This window comes from Catellatospora coxensis, from assembly GCF_016862635.1.
Lineage (GTDB): Bacteria > Actinomycetota > Actinomycetes > Mycobacteriales > Micromonosporaceae > Catellatospora > Catellatospora coxensis.
This window is the reverse complement of the sequence record NZ_BONI01000025.1, coordinates 19,125-41,090: the sequence shown is the minus strand read 5'-3', so window position 1 is coordinate 41,090 and position 21,966 is coordinate 19,125. Positions and strand designations below refer to the sequence as shown.

Annotated in this window: 10 protein-coding genes and 1 tRNA gene; 1 reads left to right on the top strand and 10 read right to left on the bottom strand. The window is 67.8% G+C overall.

Annotation, left to right across the window (positions count from 1 at the left end; genetic code table 11):
• Positions 1 to 327: 327 nt before the first annotated feature.
• From Cco03nite_RS16450 to Cco03nite_RS16405, 10 genes are all read right to left on the bottom strand, one after another.
• Positions 328 to 897 (bottom strand): hypothetical protein, encoded by a 570-nt coding sequence (locus Cco03nite_RS16450; RefSeq protein WP_203692972.1) that lies wholly within the window; start codon positions 895 to 897, stop codon positions 328 to 330.
• An 8-nt stretch (positions 898 to 905) separates the two neighbouring features.
• On the bottom strand, positions 906 to 7,562 hold the full coding sequence (locus Cco03nite_RS16445; RefSeq protein WP_203692971.1) for a polymorphic toxin-type HINT domain-containing protein: 6,657 nt from the start codon (positions 7,560 to 7,562) through the stop codon (positions 906 to 908).
• A gap of 332 nt (positions 7,563 to 7,894) precedes the next feature.
• Positions 7,895 to 11,446 carry a LamG domain-containing protein gene (locus tag Cco03nite_RS16440; protein WP_203692970.1) on the bottom strand — a complete coding sequence of 1,184 codons (3,552 nt, stop codon included), beginning with the start codon at positions 11,444 to 11,446 and terminating at the stop codon, positions 7,895 to 7,897.
• Between the two features lie 119 nt (positions 11,447 to 11,565).
• Positions 11,566 to 14,739, bottom strand: a complete 3,174-nt coding sequence (locus Cco03nite_RS16435; RefSeq protein ID WP_203692969.1) for a DNRLRE domain-containing protein — start codon at positions 14,737 to 14,739, stop codon at positions 11,566 to 11,568.
• Between the two features lie 598 nt (positions 14,740 to 15,337).
• On the bottom strand, positions 15,338 to 16,246 hold the full coding sequence (locus Cco03nite_RS16430) for a ribonuclease HI (protein ID WP_203692968.1): 909 nt from the start codon (positions 16,244 to 16,246) through the stop codon (positions 15,338 to 15,340).
• An 18-nt stretch (positions 16,247 to 16,264) separates the two neighbouring features.
• Positions 16,265 to 17,401 (bottom strand): DUF697 domain-containing protein, encoded by a 1,137-nt coding sequence (locus Cco03nite_RS16425; protein ID WP_203692967.1) that lies wholly within the window; start codon positions 17,399 to 17,401, stop codon positions 16,265 to 16,267.
• Positions 17,402 to 18,298: 897 nt separating this feature from the next.
• On the bottom strand, positions 18,299 to 19,645 hold the full coding sequence (locus Cco03nite_RS16420; protein ID WP_203692966.1) for a WD40 repeat domain-containing protein: 1,347 nt from the start codon (positions 19,643 to 19,645) through the stop codon (positions 18,299 to 18,301).
• Positions 19,642 to 20,154 (bottom strand): SigE family RNA polymerase sigma factor, encoded by a 513-nt coding sequence (locus Cco03nite_RS16415; RefSeq protein ID WP_203692965.1) that lies wholly within the window; start codon positions 20,152 to 20,154, stop codon positions 19,642 to 19,644. The genes Cco03nite_RS16420 and Cco03nite_RS16415 overlap by 4 nt, the downstream gene beginning before the upstream one ends.
• Positions 20,155 to 20,457: 303 nt before the next feature.
• Positions 20,458 to 20,529, bottom strand: a tRNA-Val gene (locus Cco03nite_RS16410).
• Between the two features lie 207 nt (positions 20,530 to 20,736).
• The gene (locus tag Cco03nite_RS16405) at positions 20,737 to 21,168 is read right to left on the bottom strand and encodes an SsgA family sporulation/cell division regulator (RefSeq protein WP_120318938.1); all 432 of its coding nucleotides are present in this window, start codon (positions 21,166 to 21,168) and stop codon (positions 20,737 to 20,739) included.
• Between the two features lie 292 nt (positions 21,169 to 21,460).
• Here Cco03nite_RS16405 and Cco03nite_RS16400 point away from each other — a divergent pair, with 292 nt between their 5' ends.
• Positions 21,461 to 21,889 (top strand): TIGR02611 family protein, encoded by a 429-nt coding sequence (locus tag Cco03nite_RS16400; protein ID WP_239167424.1) that lies wholly within the window; start codon positions 21,461 to 21,463, stop codon positions 21,887 to 21,889.
• Positions 21,890 to 21,966: the final 77 nt, after the last annotated feature.

Here is a 21,966-nt window from a genome sequence, read left to right as displayed (position 1 = left end):
AGGACGGTCTTTTTTGGGCATGGCGAAGCACGGCTGATCCCCCGTCGTTCAAGGTCTGAGCGCAGGATGCTATATCACCCACGACAGTTGGAGGGGGACGGAAGTACAATATGGACATATACCGTTGTCGTCGCGACGTGGACCGCGTCAGCGGAACGCGCAATCTGGCTTTGCGCACATCAAACCTGATCGTTCGGTGCGCCTGATCACGAAGAAGCCCCATCTGACCTGGTCAGATGGGGCTTCTTCTGTGCGCCACCAAGTACTCGAACCGCGGACCCGCGGATTAAGACCGTCAAGCCGGCGGCACCAACCCTGCGAGCGGGCTCACGATCGGCTCAGCCACGCCCGCGCGTCGTCAGCCGCCTTCGGTGACCGGTGACCGAGGGCCAAGACGCCCTCGACATACCGCCGCAGCACGGCCACCCGGTGCGGGTGGGGCACCATGACCAGGCCGGCGCAGTCCTGCCAGGCCGTCGCCGCGATGACGACCTCGCCGTCGAGGGAGTGCATCACGAACCGCGGGTAGCGGTTGGTCACCCCCAGGGCGCCGGTCTCGACACCCGCGCCCGCGATGTCCCACTCCGGCTCGAGCCGGACCCGGGCCCAGTGCGGCAGCGGCATCGGGCGGTCGTCGCCCGGCCCCACTGCCAGCAGGAACTCCCGGTCCGGGCCGAACAGCGAGTGCCGCGTCGCCATCGCGTACCAGGCCGCGTTCATTTTCGCGACCAGGTCGGGATCGTCGAAGTCGACGGTCTCGTCGACCCGGCCGTCCTCCGCGCGACATCCGGTGACCATCACCGCGGCCTCCGCGGGGATGGTCACGGTCGGGTCCTCGAAGTCGAGCATGGTGAGACCTGCCGCGGCGAGCGCCGCGGACAGGTTCTCACGGTTCATGTACGTGCTCAGGGGGTTCCTCCTGGCGTATTGACGCCTGCCGTGTTGCATCCGGCGCCGCCGGCGCCGCCGCCGACCGGCGGCTTGAACGCACCGTACGAGTAGATTCGCTGGTAGTTGTGGCCGGCCCCCTTGCTGCCCGCCTTGGGCCAGCCCGTGGGGGCGACCCACCCGTAGGTCCACTGTCCGTTCTTCTTCGTACGGATCACGCGCCAGTCGTTCTCCGTACCCGGCGGCAGGCCCGGCACCTCGTAGATCTCTGCGTTGTACCAGTATGCCTTGACTCCCTTGGGTGCGTCCTTGCCCTTGTAGAAGTCGAGATTTCCGTGCTGGTCCACCCGCTGAGGCTGGCTCCCGTTCTCGATGAGCTGGATGGCGTCTTGGATGAAGTCGGGAACGGGTGCCGGGCCGGGATTGTTGTGGACCAGCACCGCTTCATCGCCGACGAGCACGTAGTACGTGTGCAGGTCGTCGACCGTCAGGTTGTACATGACCTCCGGGCCGATGTGGTTGTGCACCTCGGCCACGGTCACGATGTCGCCGTCCCGGGAGCGCAGCTGCTCACCGGGTGCCAGCTCGGCCGCGTCGACCCAGCTCTCGCGGGTCTGCGACCAGAAGGGGTGATCCCACGTGGTGTTGATGACGTGGCGGTCGGCCCCGTCCTGCACCGTCAGGTCGGTGAGCATGTCGTCGGTGTTGATGTGGTGCACGGTGACCGTCTCGGCCCTGGTCTCACCGGTCTCCGGATCGGTGGCCAGCACCCGGTCGCCCGCAACGAGATCCTTGATCGGCTTGGAGCTTCCGTCGGCGAGCAGCACCTCGGTGTCGGCCGAGAAACTGTAGCCACGGCCGGCGGTGCGGACCACCGGGTTGCGCCCGAAGCCCCGGCAGCCTGTGCTGCCCCAGCCGCCGGTGGGCAACATGCTGATCACGATGGCCGCCCATTGCAGCCATCCCGACTCGTTGCCCATCTCCATTTGGGCCAATGCGGCGGATTGAGAGCCGACCTCCATGATCATGGCCTGGGAGCAGCCCTGCGCCCCGCCCATGTTGGCGTTGTTGCAGGCGGTCTCCAGGACGATGAGGATCTCCAGATCGGACAGCTCGCGGTTGCCGCCGCCGTCCTTGCGGCTCTTGAGCCATCTGGCCTTGGCCTTGTCGTACTCCTTGGCCAGCCGGAAAGGATCGTGCACGTCCTGGTTGAGCAGGCAGTAACCGTCGATGCAGTAGGTGAAGTCCGTGTTCTCCCGAATGATCGTCAGCTCGGTCCCGTTGTCGAGGACGATGGTGTTGATCGAGGTGCCGGTCGTGTCGGGGTAGTTCATGTCATCGGCTTGCTTCTCGACCAGGCCGGTCGCGTCGCTCTTGATGATGGGGCTGTTGCTGGCGTAGGCGTAGCCGTGCCACTGCTGCGGCTCGGCCGGGTTCAGCAGCGGGTCGACGCTGATGAACCGCCCGAGTCGGGGATCGTACTCACGGGCTCCGAGGTGGGTCAGGCCGGTCGGGTCCTCCTCCGCGCCGAGGAAGCCCTTGCGGTCGGGCCAGAAGGCGGGCGCAGTCGGCTGGCGGGAGGTGCCGTAGGGCGTCGTGCGGCGCCAGGAGATCGCACCGTCGCCGGCCTTGATCGAGGCGCTGGCGGTGCCGTGGTGATCGGCGCCCTGGAAGTAGATCCCGGTGGAGTTGCGCACCGCGACCGTATGGCCGCCGAACCCGTAGGAGCGGGTGCCGGTGACGACCGTGCCGGTCTGGGTCAGTTCCATGCCCGGCAGGAACAGCGTGGTGTTGCCACCCGGGTCCTTGCGGGCGATCCGGGTGCCCTCGGCGTTGTAGATGTAGGTGGTCGGCTGGCCGCCCGTCGGGGTGCTCGAGGCGAGGTGCCCCTCGGCGTCCCAGGTGAGGGACTGCTGCGCGACCTGGCTGCCGATGGTGCAGTCGTTGGTGGTCGTCGTCGTGTTCGGGCGGCAGATGGTGTTGCCGCCGGCGTCGTAGTCGTAGCGGAAGGTGCGGTCGCCGTCGGGCCCGGTCTCGTCGACCCGGGTCAGGCTGTGCGGCCGATTCTGTCCTTCGCCCTGCGCCGGGTAGACGTAGGTGCGCTCGGTGTCGGTGCCGCCGGTGAGCGAGTGGATGGTCTCGGTCTCGCGGTTGCCGACCTTGTCGAAGGTCCAGCTGTGGTGGTAGGGGGCCGGACCTCCCACGCCCGTCTGCGTGACGCCGTCGGCGCAGGTCTTGGTGCTGCTCGCGGTCGACCACGCCGCCGTGATGCGGTTCAGGTAGTCGTACTCGAAACACTGGATGTCACGGGTGCCGCCGACCGGAAGGTCGGCGATGGACAGGACGTTGCCCGACTCGTCGTAGGTGTACTGCGCGTCCATGTCGTACACGGGAACGTTCTGACGGTTGATCTTCGTGCGGGAGAGGCGGCCGGTGCCGCGCTCGTAATGCCAGGTCAGCCAGGCCTTCTTGCCGCTGCCGGTGTAGAGCTCGGTCTGCAGCAGCTCACCGACGTTGCTGTAGAGGGTCGAGGTCACATAGGTGGTGGCCCCGGTCAGCGCGGTCGGCCGGAGCAGGTTGTCGTAGGTCGCCGCCAGCGCCTCGGCAGGAAGACCGCCCGCGGCGGGCACGCCGAAGGACTGCAGCGTGCCGTCGGTGTTGTACGCGGCGGAGTAGTCGTAGTTCTTGCCCAACAGCGAGCCGACCCCGGCCGCGGCGCTGGGGAAGGAGTAGCGGGTCTTCGTCGGCCGGTACAGCTCGTCACGGGTCAGGTAGATGGTGTAGTAGCTCTGACCCTGGTGGATGCGCCTGCTGTAGTAGAGCTCGCCGAGGTTGCCGGGCGCGTCGTAGACCCAGGCCGACAGCTGCAGCCCGGAATCGAGTTCGCCCTGCCAGGTCTCGGTCTTGCGGCCGAGCGCGTCGTAGCGGTAGGACACCTTGACGTCGCGACCGTCGGTCACCGAGGTCACCTGGCCCGCGTCGTCGTACACGTAGCGGGTGTCGCCGGAGTCGGGGTTCTCGATGGTCTCCTGGAGCTGGCGCTGGTTGTAGTGGTAGCGCCAGACGTTGTCCTGCGGGTCGGTCAGCGTCGCGAGCTGACCCGCCGGGGTGTAGGTGTATTCGGTGACGTCGGCGGGACCGGTCGGGCTCTCGCCGTGGTATTGGTGCAGCTCCGTCATCTGGCCCCGGGCGTCCCAGACCGTGGTGGTCGGCACGCCGCCGACCGGCGGGTCGACGTGCGTGCGGTCGCCCGCGTACGTCGTGGACGCCGACCACTTCTCGTCCCCGGCGATGGAGAACGTGTCGAGGATCGCCCGGCCCACGCCGTCGAAGGTGAACGTGTGCTGGCCGTTGACCGCGCCTTCCGCCGTCACCAGCGGTATGTCCCCGGCCACGCCGGTCGCCAGGTAGACGTCGTTGGACTTGTACGCCTGGCCGTTGCCATCGTGGAAGGTGTCGGTAAGCAGCCAGCCGCCCGGCCCTGGCATCTGCTTCTGCCTGGGTCGCAGCAGGCCGTCGTAGAGCTCGTAGCCGACCTGGTAGGTGCCGTCGTTCCTGATCGTGTAAGTGCTCACGACCGAGGTCTTGTCGTTGCGCACCTGGTAGCCGAACTTGCGGTTGGGGGTGGCACCGGCGGCCTTGCTGCGGTTGGGCAGCCAGACGTCGGTCAGCCGGCCGAGCGCGTCATAGGCCAGGTCGGTGCGCTTGCCGTTGACGTCGATCAGGTACAGCGGCTGCCCGGTCGCCGGGTCCACGACGGTCGTGGTGCTGAAGTTGGGCAGGGCACGGGTCGTCGCGATCTGGGCTGCCAGCCCGTTGACGTCGACGTACTGCGTCGTGGTGGTGTGCCCGAGCGCGTCCTTCATCGCCTCCGGCCTGCCGAAGTCGTCGACGTCGGTCACCTCGCTCGCGGTGGTGTACACGATGTTCGTGCCGTCGAAGTGGTGAAGGTTCTCCGACCGGGTGACGACGCCCTTGGTGGGGGCCTCGTCCCAGGCCTTCAGGTCGTAGCTGGTGCGCGTGGCGGAGATCAGCTGGGTGGCCAGGTTCGGGTTGGCGACGTCGCAGTTGACCGACACCGTCTGGGTCCGGTTGGCGTAGCTGTACAGGTACGTGGTGGGATTGTCCCGGTAATAGGTACGGGTGCACCGGTCGTCGCCGCTCTTGCCGGCACCGGTCTCGCCGAGGTCGTCAACGGCCACCGGGCGGCCCCACGTGGGGTCGTACTCGGTCTCGGTCCTGGTCTCCCGCCACACCGGGTTGCCCTGGCCGTCGGCGGGCATCGCGGTGAAGTTCCGCACGACGTCGGTGCGGACGAACGCGGAGATGTTGGAGCCCCAGGTCTCGGTCTGGGTCCGGGTGACGTGCCGCCACGGCTGGTTGATCGTCTTGGTGACGATGTCGGCCCCGTTGTAGAGGACCGTCTCCAGCTCGTGCCCGGACCACTCGTCGTGGTCGGTGTAGGAGGTGCCGGCGGAGTCCGTCACCGTGACCGTCGGCTTGCTGCCGTCGGCCTTCTCACCGCCGCTCAGGCCGCGCAGGAAGTAGTGGTCGGCCCGGCCCGGCATGGACTGCCCGTCACCGGTGCGGACGATGACCTTGGCGTAGCCGCGCCAGTTGTTCCAGCTCAGGTCCTCGTTCTTGGTGATGCCGTCCGGCTCGCCCTTGCGCCAGGCCGCGTCGCCGACGTACTCGTAGGCGCTGACCATGTCCAGGTTGTTCGAGCCGCCGAGCAGGTCGTCGACGACCACGTTGTCCACGACGTACTTGTGGAACCAGTCGGTGACCTCGTCGTCCTCGCCGCCGCCGAGCGGGTTCCAGATGATCGGGTAGCAGCGCCTGGTGGAAGTCTCCGGGTCGGGCAGGTTGTCCTTGGCGCAGTCCGGCGCCTTGTACTTGATCGTGATCTGGGCACCGGTGTCGGTCTTGACCGTGGCGAGACGGTAGCGGATCAGCGGGCCGAAGTCGTCGTCGTCCAGGTCGATCCGGTTGGGCAGCTGGATGCCGTCGAGCTCGGTGGCGGGCATGGTCAGCGTGACGCCGTCGCGGTGCCCTGACTTGGTGATCTTCTTGAGCCACAGCGTACGGGACGCGTCGTCGTTGACCTTGAAGGCGTGCTCCAGAGCCCAGGAGGCGACCGGGGTCCAGGAGGTGCCGTTGCTGATCTCAGTCTGGATCTTCACCAGGCGCTTGCGGGTGAAGAACGAGGCCGACGCCTGACCGATCTCGCAGTGGGTGCCTGCGGCGCAGATCAGGTCCTCCGGGACATCGGGCCAGGAGGCGGCGGTGTCCTCGTTCAGGTCCTCGGCGTCGCAGTCCACCCCGGCAGCCGGGATGCAGCGCTCCACCGTGCCGAACACCACCCGGGCCGGCGCCTTCGTGCTGTAGACCTGCTGATCGCGCTGGCCGTAGTCGATCCGCGCGAGGTATCCGCCGCGGTGGTACTTCGCCCCGTCGATGGTGATCCGCGCGCCGCGGGCGTAGTAGTTGACCTCCCGGTCATAGTAATAGGAGATCACGCTGCCGCGCGGATTGACGACGTAGTCGAGGTTCCAGCGCCACGCCTGGTCGCAGTAGGAGTCGTCGAAGCCGGAGGACTTGTTGCACGGCTCGCCGGAGTCGTCGCCGAAGACCGGCACCGTCCAGACCGACTCGGTCTCCTCCATGTTCGCCGACCAGCCCGGCAGCCGGTTCTTGCCGAAGTAGTACTGCGTGCCGTCGGTCGTGGTGACCCGCCAGTGCTCCCCGTCGTCGTCGCCGTTGACGGCGCCGGTCAGGCGCTCGATCTTCGAGCCGTCGTCGGAGGAGAGCTTCCACAGGTTGTCGTTGACCTTGACCAGGGTCCCGGACCTGCCGCCGAGCATGATCGTCGCGTTGTGGAACGCCCAGCACTGATCCGCGGCGTTCTCGTGGCCGTCGTCGGCACACGGCTTGTACCGGCGCTCGATGTAGCCCGGCTCGTAGGTGAAGCCCTCACCGATCCACGAACCCTGGTTGTTGGTCATCGACGTGCGCCCGTCCACCGCCTGCGACGAGTAGGACAGTCCGACCTGCGGCTGAAGGCCCCCCGGGACGGCCGGCACCTCGATCGGGTAGCTCCAGGAGAAGCCGCCCGACGCCAGCGCCGTGCTCCACGACGACGACGGCGCCAGCTTGGTCGCCGCATAGTCGCCTTGCGTCGAGGAGGCGCCGGCCGACATCGCGAGGACCGTCGCGCCGGCCGCGCCGGCGGCCGCATCGACCTCAGCGGTCACCGTACGAGCCGACGTGTCGTTCACCGAGGCCAGCGGCGTGGCCCTCCGGCACTCCGCCCGCTCCGGCGAGGTCAGCGCGCAGGCCGGCAGTTTCACCAGCCGCAGCCGCGCCCCCCAGTCACCGCCGATCGCGTGCTCGAAACCGGCGTACCGCACCGAGAGGCTCACCTGCCCGACCGCGCCGACACCGTCGGCGCGCGACACCTGCAGCACCGGTCCGTCCACCCCGAGCCGCTTCGACACCGGCCGGTCGAAGACCTGCACCCGGGCCCGCTGCGGGGTGCCCTGAGCAGACCGCGAGACCGCACCGGACAGCCCTTCGGCCCGGGACACGTCCACAGCCAGACCGCCGACGTCGGCGAATTTCGCATCCACCGCTACCGCGTCGATCTCGACCGCCGCCGCCGTGGGCCATGCCACGGCATCCGCGCGCACCATGGTCTTGTCCGCCGTCGGATCCTGCGCACGCGCCTCCGCCGGAAGGGCGGCGCCCTGCGCGGCAGCTGGCTGCGCCTGAACCGCGGGACGGCCCTCGTCAGCCGCCGCAGGCGCGGGTGCCGGCACCTGCGCCAGGCCCGCCACCAGCGCCGAGGCTATGACCACGGCCAACGGACGCATAGGCCGCCCTGGTGAGAAATGTAACCGGAATCCCCGTTGTGACGACACGCGTCAGCACCACCTTGATGGTTGATACGGATGGGTGAAGCCAGTGGCCGGCGCCCCTGCGGGATGCCGGCCACTGGCTGTCGGTGTTACAGGTCGGACTGGGCCGTGGTGCTGGCCAGTCGGATGACTGTGGTCTCGGCGAGCACGCCGCTGTAGACGCGGACCTCGTCAAGGACACCGGAGAAGTAGCCTCCGTATGTCGGCGTGGCCGTGGTGCCGTCCAGCAGGGCGCGGCCGACCTGGACGCCGTTGTCGGGGCCGTCCCACACCGGGGTGTGGCTGCCCTTCGCGCTGGCGGCCAGCTCACCGTTGACGTAGAGCAGCACGTCCTTGGTGAACGCGTTGTAGGTGACGACCAGGTGCTGTCCCAGCGGGTCGCTGGGATCGGGCAGGTGCGTGTCGTCGACCACGACCGTGGTCGCGGTGGCGGTGTCGTCGCCTGCGGCCACGCTCAGCTGCCAGCGCGGCTGCCCACCGCCGATGTCGACGCACTTGACCTGGAACCGGCTGACCTCCGCGCCCGGCTGCGACAACACGACCTGGTCGGAGGCACACGCCGCGGCCAGCCGCGCCCGTGCCGCGACCGAGAAGCTGCCGGTCTGTCCGACCAGAGGCTTGCTGCTGGCGGCGTAGTCGTCACCGCCGTCGAGAACCATGTGCCCGGCGCCGACCAGGGCCGGCTCGGCGAACAGGTCGTCGGGGTCGGGCACCATCAGCGCGGCGCCGTTGTACAGCGTCAGTTCCTTCGTCTCGTCCGGCGTGGCACCGTCGACGACCGTCTCAGCGCTGACGAACACGCCAGGGCTCTCGTCGGGAACGTCGGCGCTGTCCAGCGACCAGTACACCTGCCGCTGCAGTCGCGGCGTGGCCAGCGCGCCGATCTCGGCAGGCGTGGTCAGCCGGTCGTATACGGCCACGTCGGCCAGCCCGCCATTCCAGCCCCACGCGTAACCGGTCTTCGTGACACGGCGGCCGAGCTGGAAGTTGCCGTGCGAGGCCCACTGCGAGCGTGCCGCGGCGGTGTTGGACAGCTTGCCGTTGACGTACATCGTCATGGTGTCCTTGACCGGGTCGAAGACCACGGCGAGGTGGGTCCAGCCGGTCTGGGCGGTGACGACCTCGGTGCTGGTGACCTGCCAGTCCCGGAAGGAGTTGACGTCCATGTCCGGGATGCCGAACAGCCACTTGCTGCTGACCGGGCTGAACCCGAGGTAGAAGCCCGGGACACCGGTGCCGTCCTGCGACACCGCAGCCCGGTAGGCGGTCAGATCATCGAGCTTCACCCACGCGACGACCGTGAACGGGCGGGCCGTGTCGACCAGCCCGGTCGCGGAAGGCGCCAGGTAGCTGTCGGTGCTGCTGCCCGTCAGCTGCACCGACGGGTGCGCCGCACCGCCCGGACCGGGCTGACCGAACGTGACCCCGGACCCGGCCGACGCGGGGTTGGCGCCGCGCTCGTCGACGGCCTGGGTCGAGCCGGGTGCGTCGGCGAGGTTCCACTGTGCGATCGATGGATCCCCGGCTGCGACGTTGAAGGTGCAGACGGAGGTGTCGCTCTCCTTGCCGGCCGCGTCGACCGCGATCACGGTGACGAAGTGCGGCGCCTCGGTCAGCGGCGCCCAGCTCACGCTGACCGGCCCGCCGTTGGTGGTCGGGGTCAGCACGTTGGTCGGCGACGGGTTGGTGTCGAAGCCGTACTTGTACGACACGACGTCGGTGGCCGCGGAGTCGAAGGTGAACGTGCCGTAGCGACCCACCCCGTCGATCCACTCACCTGACTCCACACACGCCGGCGTGTTGTCGGCCGCGTCCGCGGCGAGGAACTCCGCCGAGTCGATGTCAGAACCCACCGGCTTGGTCTTGTCCAGGATGAACCCACAGGTCGCACTGACCGAGCTGGTGGCTGTGCCGTCGGATGCCTGCACCTTCCAGGACACGACCACGTTCTCCGGCAGGTTCGGCGCACCGGTGGCGGCGTCGGCCAGGTTGTAGTCGAACGTCGACTTGTTGGCCTTCTCCCCCGACGTCCACGTCTTGGTCTGCAGGCTGCCGCCCGGCGGGGTCCAGGTGACGGTGAACGTCGCGGTCAGCGGCTCAGCCGCGTCGGTCTCCGGGTCCGACAGGTACGCCGACAACTTCGGCACACTCGAGACGTACCAGGTGTTGTCCGGGGTGCCGGTCTTGCAGGCGCCGCCGGGGTTGGACGTCAGGTTGCTCGGCGTGGCCGGCGGCCGGTTGTAGGTCACCGACAGCACAGCGTTGTCGCAGAACCGCTTGATGTAGTACTTGCTGGTCTCATCATCGGCCCGGATCCCGAACGTGGTCGTCGACCAGTTGTTGGCCGCCGCCTCCTGCGCGGCCACCGTCGCGGTGAACGTCACGTTCTGGTTCGTCGACGTGCACGAACCCTGGGTCACCGTCGGGTCCTGGGTGTCCTGCTTCTTGCTCCACGCCGGCTGGTTGCTCCAGTTCGTGGCCGAGGTGATACCCGAACCCATCCGATACAGCGAGGCGTTGCGCGCCGAGCCGTCGTAGGTGGCCACCATCGTCACTTTGAAGGTGGCGCTGGACACGACGATGGTGTCGTCCTGGTACGGGGTCGGGATCGCGTACAGCAGACGCTTGATGTACGAGTTGTTGCACTTGTTGCCGGAATCGGTCCGGTTGCACAGGCCGATGCGCTGGTCACGGTCGCCGTCGAACTTCCAGTACTCCTCGTTCGGGTAGCCGGAGTCCACCATCGCCCACGAGCTGTTGCTGGTCGGTGCGGTCATCGGGTCGATGTAGAGCGGGTAGTGCGCACTCGCATCCGCCAGCAGGCCCGCGTCCGAAGTCAACCGCAACGTCCCGCCGTCGACCTCCACTCCGACCTCAGCGCGACGCGCCGACTCGGGAGCAGACCTCGTCGGCTCGTGGTCGGCATCGGCGGCTGCTGCCTCGGCCGGGTCACCGGAGTCCCACATCTTCGGCGTCGGCGACGCGAACACCACACCGCCGGAACCTGTGTCCCTGGCGACCAGACGGCCCTCGACGTCGGCCGAGAACGTCAGATTGGTGCCCTGCAGCCCGTAGGTCACCGACTTGATCTGCGGCAGGGCCGCCGCTTGCGGCGTCTTGACCACCAGCACGTGGGTGTAGCTGGTCGCCGTGGCATGCACGACCAGATCGACGTCCGGGAAGACGTTCCGGTAGGTCGCCGCGTCGCCCGACAGCACCGGCTCCGGTAGCGCCGCCGGCCACGACAGCGACATCACGCGACCTGCGCGCGACATGGTGGCAAGGGGCATGGCGCCGCCGCCGGAGAACCGCATCGGCGTCTCGGCCGCCTTCGGCCCGACGCTGCCGTCCTTGTACCGGACCATGGTCGTGTCGACCGGCACCCACTTGCCGTGCTGCATGACACGGAACGGCGCGGCATGCGACTCGTGCGTGAACGAACCATCCGGATTCGCGTACGTCACCTGACGGCCGGTGCCCTTGGCCGCCACCTCCACCTGCTTACCCGATCTGCGGGCGGCGGCCACCGCCTGCGGCTCGGTCCACGGCGCGCTCGCCGCCCCCGCACCGTCCGGGCCCGACGCCTGCAGCGGGCCACCCTGGTCGCGGCCGGGTGCCGCCGCCCAGAGTGTGGCAGCCACCAACCCGACCACCACCGCGGACGCCGCACCGCGTGCCCGCCACCGCGAACTCATACCAGCCATCCCCACCGTGCTCGTCGCCTTCACCTTCGTCTGATCCTGTTGCGTCATCGCCCGTTTCACCCGACCTGCGTGCCGAACGTGACCGCACCAGCCGGAATGCCTCCGGCACCAGGTGCCCATGTCGCCGACACCGCCACGGTGCCGACGGCGAGCGACGACCAGGGCAGGGCCCAGACCGCCCGGTTCGCGTACGGCGACGAGACATAAAGCTCGGTCGCCGAAGCGCCCATGCTCAGACCGACCAGCTCCCGCACGCCGGGTGTGCCCGGCAGGTTCGCCGTCGCCGCCCGCTCCACCACCACGTCACTGGTGATCGTCCCGACGCCACCGGCGAACACGCGGATCGAACCCGCGTCCAGAACGGTCCCCAGATCCTCGCCAGGCACCCCCACCGCCACCTGCAACGTCGCCGCGGTGGGCGCAACGCCCGGGTCCGTATTCACGACCAGCACCTTCTCGCCGAACAGGTCGCCCGCTTCGCTGGCGCCCGAGATCCCGGACGTCTCTTGATTGAGCGAAGCGATCTGGGTCACGGTCGTGCCCGACATGCGAAACTCGTGGATCATGCCCGCGTCCGTGCCCGGCACGGCGTCCTCGCCGGGCACGCCGACCACCAGCAGCGAGTCGCCTGCCGGCCAGAACGGTGCCATCGCGATCGACTTACCGAACGTGTCACCGGCCTCCATCGCGTCGGACACCCCGGAACTGTCCTGGTTGACCAAACCGGCCTTGGTGGGCACGCCGCTGGTCAGGGTGTGGCTGTAGACATCGACCTGACCTGCGAACTGCGTGCTCACGTCCTTACCCTCACCCGGAGCCGAGGCCGCGATGTGGTACGGCGTCGCCGCGAGCGCGTACCCGAACCTGTCGTCCGGCTCGGCGACGTTGCCGCCCCCGCTGGCCTGGTCGAATGCGACCTTCACCGAGCCACGGAAGTAGTGCACGACTCCGGCGTCGTTGTTGCCGTTGACGTCGTCGCCGGGCGCACCCACCACGAGAAACGGCTCAGCAGTCGACGTCTGGCCCGCGGCCAGGGAGAAGCCGAAGTTGTCGTTGGCGGCCTTCGTGCCCGGCACACCGTTCGTGCCCTGCTCGTACAGGATCGCCGGGGCGCTGGCGCTCTTGTTCAACCCCGAAGGCGAACCGAACAGCAGATGCACCTGGCCGGCGTCAATGATCGACCCGATGTCCTCGAACGGGACCCCGACCGCCACGTCCGCACAGCCGTCGCGGTTCGCGTCATAGATCGCGAATGTCTGCCCGAACCTGTCCCCGGGCTCGGAGTCTCCGATCACCTCAGTGTCGTCCTCGGTGATCGCACGGGTGGCGCCGTCGGCGCCGTTGACGATCCGCACCGAGCCCGCTTCCGCGTCGCCGTTCACCGTGGCCATCGGATCGGCGATGAGCACATCGCGCACCCCGTCACCGTTGAAGTCACCGGCCACGCCGCTCGCGCAGCCGGGCACGGGCGGGGGCAGGACCATCACCTGGAACTCACAGTAGGCAGACCAGTTGCCGTTGAGGGTGCCGTCATTGCCGCGTACCCGCCACTGGTAGATGCCGCCCTCCGTGAAAGCGCCCGAGGGCACCGTCGTGGAGAACGCCGTTCCCGAGGCTGCGGCACCGGTGACCGCCGAACCGATCTTGGCTCCGCCGCCGACGGCCCACCACTCGAATTCGGCCTTCACCGACGCGCCCGCGTCGACATCGGATATCACCGCAGACAGCTGCGGCGTCACGGTGTTGATCACAGGCCGGCCGGAGCCGGTCGCACACGCGGTGGCCGGGATGGTCGACCGGCTCCCCACCGTCGGGTACGAGTTGTAGGTCACCGTCGCCTTCGGCGCGAAGCTCAGGTAATCGGCGTGGTTGGCGCGCACCTGCTTCCAATAGGACGAGTCCGTCTCATTCCCTGCCCGGATGCCCATGTCCGCGCTCGCATCGCCGGCAGTGGCAGCCGCTTGGAAGAAGTTCAAGGCGTCCACCGACACCCATCCGTCGCCGCAGGAGGTGTCATAGCCCGTCGTCGCCGTCGAACTGCTCTGATTGGTGACCCAGAGGGGCTGGTTGTCCCACAGGACCCCGTTCGGGATCGAGCCGGTGGTCCATACCTGCCACGACCGGGGCGAACACGTTCCCGAGTAGTAGTTGAACAACTGCAGCGACGCCGACGTGATCGAAGCCCCCACCAGCACGGTGCTGTCCCAGCGGATGAACGCTCGCGCGGTTCCGGTGGAGATGTGCCCGAAGTGCATGTCGCTGTTGCCACCGTTGTGGGTGGTGTCGTTCTCCATGACGTAGATGTCATAGGAGTTGGTGAGAGCATTGATCGTCGGGTCGATCACCACCGGCCACGAGGTCGCCGCATCGGTCATCCACGCCACGTCCGGGGTCATCCGCAATTCCAGACCAGGCTCGGCCTGCTGCGACCGCGCACGCTGCGCCACCGCCGACGCCCGCGAACTCACCACGCTCTTGCGTGCCGGCTGGTTGGCCGGGGTGCGAGCCGCGTCCCACATCTCCGGCGCCGGCACCTCCGCCACCGCGCGACCCGACCCGTTCACGATCTTCGCGTTGCCGTGCGGGTCACGCTCGAACGACGCCGCGTTCTTGCCGGTGACCGGGAACACGACCTCCCGCACCTGATTCACCGCAGCAGGGCTCTTCACGACCAGGAAGGTCTCCAGACCCGTGCCAGTCGCCTCCACCACCAGGTCGACCCCAGGCCGCGCGTCGACGTAGGTCGCCTTGTTGGCCTGCAGCACCGGCTCCGGCAACGCACCGTCCCAACCCACCGACAGGCGGTCATCACCCTTCCCGAACGCGGCAAGCACGTGAGAACCCGCAAGCTGCGCGCCCGCGAAGCGGGTGTCGTACGGGTCGGCCACCGTCCGGATCGAACCGTCGACAGGATCCTTGACCAGAGTCAGGTCCATCGGCACCCAGCCGCCGTCCCGCCTGACCCGCACCGGGCCTGCGCTCAAGGTCGCTTCGAAGCCACCCTCCGGCAGCGCCCAGACCTCCGTCGTCTCCGACGTCAGCTCATCGACCTGCACCCGCCGCCCCGACGCGCGGGCAGCCGCCGACGCGTCCGCATGCGCCCGCGCCAGCAAGGCGACACCATCACCATCAGTCGACTCGACCACCATCGGCGCGGACGGCGCGGACGGCTCTTCAGCCGACGCCGGCACCACCAGTAAGCCGATCGTCGTGACGATCGATGCCGACATGGCACCGAGCGACCGACTCATCCTCCGCCGCCCAACCGGGAGCAGACCCCGCATGACCAACCTCCAAGAACGCTTGGAGCGGCACGCTATGCGAAACAGCCCGCGCGCGCTGTCCCCTCGTTCTCGACCAATCCGGACTCAATTTGATCCAGATGTTCGCAGCAATCAATGGCGGGAAACACCACGACCACGATCGATCACTGTCAGTAGTCGACGCGTGGATCACCCCGGGAGCGCGAGAGTGCTATGTGAGATGTTTCACATGCGTCTCCAAGACGAGCCGCCACCACGACCAAGATCCCAGCATCGGTCGATATCGATGCCACCTGGCCGCGGGCGGCACCCGCAGTGCCGGCAGTGCGCCGGCTGCGGCATGGGCCAGCACGTACGGGGCAAGCACGCCATGACCATGGCGCAGTACCAAGCTGCGCATCCGTCGAGGTCGCCGAGCTGCATCGCTGCGCGGGGCAGCTCGTCGGCCGACCCGCGGCGAAAGCCGCTCACCCGCGCAGAGCCGGCCGCCCTCCGGCGCGGAATGCAGGCCCCGCGACCCGTCGATCACCTCGACGCCGACGCGCCTGGTGCGCGACGTTCCTGGTCATTTGACGGCGCTTTTCGAACCCGAGGGCGCCTCGTCACGGCTCGGCTTTGCGACGCCGAGCATCGGCGGACAATGTGGCCGGATCGTTCCGCCGGATGCAGTCGTGTCCCGGTCCGCGTACCTATGCCGTGCGAGGACGTCGCGGGCGATGTTTTCGGCATCCACTCGAGTCTGATTCTTGGTGACGGTCTTCGTCGCCCATAATCTCGCGATCTTCGCAAGGGCGTCTGCGCCCTCATTGAGGTGATAGCCGCTGTGGCCCCGTACCCACTGCGTACTAATCAGGTCAGCGTGCTGGGTGACCAGATGGGCCAGCTGAAGGATCGTGGCTTTGCGGTCGGACACGCGCTGCAGGGTGTAGCCGCGAGGCATGCGTTCACCTCCATGCCGCCAGTCCTCCACGAGTTCGAGGGCGTCCTGAGAGTCGCTGACAATGGTGGTCGGGTGGGTCGGCAATAGCTCGCGCAACGACCACCAGATCGCCCGCAGTTCGGTTTGAAGGACGCGATCGCCCACGATGCGACCGGGGATGCGCGCGGCACCACAGCCGTAAATTCCGTTGTCGGCGATATATCCCCAGCAGAGTGGTCGCAATATCGAGTCGCCGACTGTCACCTCTTTATAGGCTCCGTCGGTGCCGACGATGACGGCCTCGCCGGCGGCGACCGGAAAGCCCGGCAGGACACCCCGCAGCGATTGGGCGTCCTTATGCACGTCGGTGCCGAGCCCGTAGCGAACCTCCCGCGGCTTCGCGGGCCTGCCCGGGACCGGCCCGTCACACGCCCGACCGGTAAACTTGGCTACCGCTACCGCCTGGTGCACCCAGTGGTCGGCTCCTGACCGCAGGACGACGAGATTGCATCTGGCGCAAAGACGGAACGTCAGATCGTGATCTTCGTCGGTCATTCCCCCTTCCATCGCCGGCTACGCCGCCAGGCCCGGTTGCTGGTTGCCGGCATCGTCGTCCTTGACCCGCTGGAAGGCGTCGGCGAATCGTCGCTTGAGGTCGTCCATATCGACGTCCTGCGGCACCGTCCCGTCGTCGGACTGCAGGGACTCGCAGACCTCCATCCAGGCCCGCCCCATGGCGACCGTGAGCATCGCGGCGGTGCTGGAGTTGAACAGCGCCCCCGCCACGCTGCCGACGCCGGGCACCAGTTTGATGAGCCCGGTGGCGGCGTACCGGCCTATCAGCGTTGCCGCGCCCGGCCCGAGGGCGGCGGCGACCAGTGCGGCGACGCGCTTTTTGGGCAGGCTGAGGCCGTACTGCACGGCGATGGTGCCGATCATCGTGATCTGCGTCGCGGCGATGAAGGGCGCGTCGGCCAGCGGGATGGGCACCGCCCCGATCCCGGCCGCAGCGGTGGCAGCTGTTCCGATGGTGGCCCAGGCCTTCTTGCGCTTGTGCGCGAGGTCGTACTGCTGCAACGCCTCCAGGGTCCGGCGGGAGGCTTCCGGCAGCACCTCGGCGGTGAGGTTGATCAGCTCGGCCACGCCGTGCGCCGGCCACCAGGGCGTCGCGATCGCGGAGGTGAACACGACCCGATTGCTCGGCGACAGCGGCAGGCCGAGGTCCTCGATCTTCTTTCCGAACTCGAGCGCCTCCGGGGCGATGGCACCGCCGCCAGGTAGCAGCGGCACCTTGCTCATCACGAGAATCACGGGCAAGCCGGAATCGCCGAGCTCGCGGACGAAGTTCTCCTGCATCTCCTCGAAGCGGCTGTCGGCGAAGTTCACGACGTACCAGATCGCGTGGACCGGGTTGGCCTTGCCGGGCCTGGTCTCGGTGACTAGTTCGCGGATCTCCCGCAGAATGTCCTCGCTATACGGGCCCATCTCCAGGCCCCTGGTATCGAAGATACCCACGAGGCTGCCCTCCGGGCGGTGAAGGTCGATGTGCTGGGTCACCGATCGACCACCGACACCGGTGACTCCCAATTCCGCGCCGAACACGGTGTTGACCAGGGTGGTCTTGCCGGCTCCCACGCGACCCAGGATCATCAGGTTGAGCTCGCCCAGCTTGCTGAACTCGCTGTCGATCGCAGCATTGAGCTTGCCCATGACCCATTCAACGTCGTCGAACGGATTCCCCGACCGCGGCTTGCTGCTACCGGCTCCTGGAACGTGCCATGGCGTGGACAAGGGCCCTCCCCGAATTATGGTGCAGCTTCTCTACGCGCTACGCAGAAGGAAAAGAAGACCACGCATCTGCGCCACCCCGGCATCGGCGCATCAGTCGGGAACGAGCGGTCAGTCGACCATCCACAATCAGCGGACGTGGCCGTGCCCTACCCTTCGGGCCACCGACTCGAAGAAGTCCGTTGGCACGTCCCGCCCAGCTGACCGATCAACGGCTTGTTCAGGGAGCCTCCCAGGCACCGCGGCTACGGAGGACGACCAGATATGGGTGGCCTGGTACTCGGCATCGGTTCCGGCGGAGCGTGGCGGCGGATCGGTCTGCACGGTCGCGGTCTCCGGACGGGTTCACCGGCGGCTACGCGTTCGACGTCACCGGGGCCGGACTCGGCCTGTCCAGGCACACAGCGAAACGGCGTAAGGATCAAGTGGCGCTTCGCTCACTGATGTGGGGGATCGTGGAGCAGATTTGCCCACCGGCAATCGAAGAAGCTCGCTAGCTTTGATCGCTAGCGAGCTTCTGACCTGCAACTATCTGTGGACCATACCCGGCAGAATCCGAACCGCGTTCCTGCAGCTCACGGTCCGGCTGTGACCGTAACGCCAGTACGAACCCGCAGGATGTGAGTACAGACGGCGCAGGTTTGAATCCCCGGCCGGATACATCCCAAAACTGCTCCCCATTGGGTCGGCTGGCCATAGCGGCTGACCTGCCGATTGGATAATAAAAGAGTCATCGAACGCTACGCATGGTCTTGACTGCATGGCCCATGCCGTATCGGGCGACAAGTTGGTCCATGATCTGGTCCGGCGCCAGGCACACTATCGCGGAGGCTCAGGGGCGACCCTGGAACGTTGTGTCATCGACCGCCGTCTCCACCGCCGGCCCAGCTTCACAACGAGCGCCGCGCCGGTCAGTACGATGAGCCCCAGCACGACGTAGGCCCAGTTCTGCGCTTGCCAAGGCGACGGCGTCAGCTGTGGGCCATCGAGGGTCCACTGCTCCAGTGCATTGCGGGGATAGCTCGGGCACCCGTACCCCGCCGCCCGCAGTGGCAGAGTCTCGGGGCTCTGGCCGGCCGGGAGACGCACGATGGCGCATGAGTTGTCCGCGTCGTTGGTAACCGACAGGACCGGAGCGCCTTGCCGCCAGGCGATGAGGTTCGGTCGATCTTGCAGGCCACGGACGGCCTCGTCCGTGACCGTTCCGGTGTCGACATCGAGCTGTTGCAGGTGGAACCGCTGCCGGGCCGGCCGGTCAGGGGTGGGCCCGTCGCAGGACGGCGCCGTAAGGCATCCCTCGATGAATGTGAGGATCAGTCGGTTGCCGTCCGGCGACCAGGCGGCGCTGCCCGCGATCTGCTGCCGCTCGCCGAGCGACACCGCACGTTGCACGGCGCCGGTCGCAACGTCCAGGATGAGCAACTCCTTGTTCTGTGCGTCGCGGCCGACGGCGATGGCCACCCGGGTGCCGTCAGGCGAGAACGCCGCCCGGAAGACGTCTGCCTCAGCCACGTGGACGACCCGTAGACTGCCGTCCGGCACGCTGACGATGACGATGTTGTCCAAACGCGTCGAATCGTTGATCCGCTCACCGTTCGGGCCGGTGGTTGGCACCACGTCGTCCTGCCCGATAACGGCGACGGCGCTTTGGCTGTCGGGCGACCACACGGCTGGCCAATGTGACGAGACGGCAGGACTGAGCTTGCGGGACTGCCCGGTGACCAGGTCGACAAGGTTGTCGCCCAGGAGGTAGCGGCCGTCTGGCGACAAACTGCCCATCAACTCGCCGGGGTCGAGGTAGACCAGCCGGAAGGAGTCGTCCCGGCCCACGACCACCAGCGACGTATCCAGATCGAGACTGTGCCCTGTCTCGAACACAAGCTTCGCCGGCCCGTTCGGATCCTCGCTGAACGTCTGCTGCCACAGGTAGGGCTGGGCGGCCCAGGCTGGCAGCGTACGGTCGTCAGTACCGGCGAACTGCGACCCGGTCACATTCGGCGACGGCAGCCACATCGCGGTCATACTCACCAGCAGGCAGGCAAGAATCCCTGCGGCCCGGCGCCGCCAGCGGAGGCGACGTCCGCGCCGCCACAGGTCCTCCGGCATGCGCACGCTGGGCGCCTCGCCGGCGAGATCAACCAGAACTCGATGCAGCGTTGTAGTCATTTCGACACCTCTTGCAGGTCAGCCAGTTCGGGGGCGACGGCACGTAGACGGGCCAGCGCATCACGAGCCTGGCTCTTCACGGTGCCCGTCGACACACCCAGGACCTGTGCCGTCTGTGCTTCGGTCAAGTCCTCGAAGTAGCGCAGCACCAGCACGGCCCGCTGCCTGGGGGCCAGCCTGGCCAGCGCCTGGCGAACGGCGATCGCCGTCGTCGTCGGCCCGTGGGGGTCCGCCCCGGCGGCCTCCGGCACGGCGGCGACCGGCAGCGGCTCCCGTCGCCACCTTCTCCACCAGGAGACATGCTGGTGGTACAGGACGCGCCGCACGTAGGCGTCCGGGTTCCCGTCCGCGACGATCTGTTCCCAGCGGGAGGCAACCTTGGCCAGCGTCTGCTGAACCAGGTCCTCCGCCAGATACGAGTCGCCGGTCAGCAGGAACGCCGCACGCACAAGCGTCCCCAGGCGCGCGTGCACGTATTCCCGGAACGAATCCGCCGGACCGGCTGTCATCACTGGCCCATCAACATCACTGGCACATCTCATACACGCGCAGAAGGCGACCGCTGGAGGGGCGGCTTGGGTGTTTGTTGAAAAGCCGGTCAGCCAACGCCGCCGGCAGGTACGTAGCGATCACTGCCCGTTCAGCGCCGGGGCTCGGCCTCGCCGCAGACGGGGCATCGCATCGGCCCGCGGACCGACCAAAGCCCAGTTGACTGTCGCAACCAGCGACGACCACCTAGCCGAAGCACCAGACCCAATCGAAGAAGCTCGCTAGCGTTGATCGCTAGCGAGCTTCTGACGTGCAACTATCTGTGGGCGATACTGGGATCGAACCAGTGACCTCTTCCGTGTGAAGGAAGCGCGCTCCCGCTGCGCCAATCGCCCGCAACGGAATGGAACTCTACAGCACCTGCGGCACCCGGCGCATCTCGGTACCCCTCCCGCGTGTCGTACCGGACAAACTCCCCCAGACAGCACGAGACGAGGTGCTCATCGCGAGCACCTCGCCGGAGTGCTGACCGGATGCTCCGGTCGGAGTTGCCTGGCTCAGGGAGTGATCATCAGGGCTGACCGTCGCTGGTCAGCTGCTGATCATCGACCGGCGAGCAGCCGGTTGACTGCCGCGTCGACGTCGAGGTGGTCGGTCTCGCGACCGCGGGGTACCACGACGTAGGTGCGGCGCAGGAAGCGTACGAGCACGCTTCGTGGGACTTCGAAGAGCGCGTTGCCGTCGGGCGACGACAGGGCGAGCGCGACGAAGTCGCCGCGCGGGGTGGCCCAGGGCCAGACCCGCACGTCGCCGATGCCGGCCGGTTCGTCGAGTCCGGTGACCAGCAGTTCACGGGCGAACGACCAGCTCACCGCCTCGCCGCCGGCGGATTCGGCGTGGAAGAGCACATGCACCGCGTACGGGTCGACCGGGTCGTAGCGAAGACTCGCCCGCACCGGAAGCGAGGTCGCGTCGGGCGCGACCAGCCGCAACGATGTCTCGACCTCGACGGTCGTAGGACGGATAGCACTCATGGACGTACTCCCCCCGGCACTGCGGCGGAGCTTGACCGCCCCGCCCCTCCCATACTCAAGGTGACCCTCCCCTATACGCTCCGTCATCGTACGATCTCACCCGATAGCGGGAAGATCGATGATTACGTGGGCACGGACCCACCACAGGGAGTAAGATGCCGTGCTTTTGCCCGGTATTGCCGATCGTGCGATGCCGGCCAAGACCGTCGACACACTCCGGTAACGTCCAGTCATCGGGGTTGGTGACGGGTGATTCCGCGACCCCGGCGACATGGCTGACAAGGGTGGGGAGATGAGCGACAAACCGGACTTTCCGCGGGGCTCGAGCACCTGGCGGGACCGGGCACGGATAGCGCATCAGACCGTTCGGGCTAATCCGACCGGGGGAGCCGTCCTCAAAGTGATCATCGGTGCGCTGGGCGCCGTGGTGGTGGCGATCGGCATCCTGCTGATCCCGCTGCCGGGGCCGGGCTGGCTGATCGTGATCGGCGGTCTGGCGATCTGGGCGATCGAGTTCGTGTGGGCACGGCACCTGCTGCAGTTCACCAAGGACAAGGTGCGCGGCTGGACCGAGTGGGTCAAACGCCAATCGTTGCTGGTGCGCGTGCTGATCGGCTTGGCCGGCATGGTGTTCGTGGCCGCGGTGCTGCTCACCACGCTGCGGTACAGCTTCGGGGTCAACGTGGTCAGCCAGGCCTGGCACTACGTCAAAACCCGCTGACACCGCCGAACGCCAGGCCGTGGCCGCCGGTGAGCGGCCCCGGCCGAGCGCACCGGACAGCAGGGCCCGTACGTCCG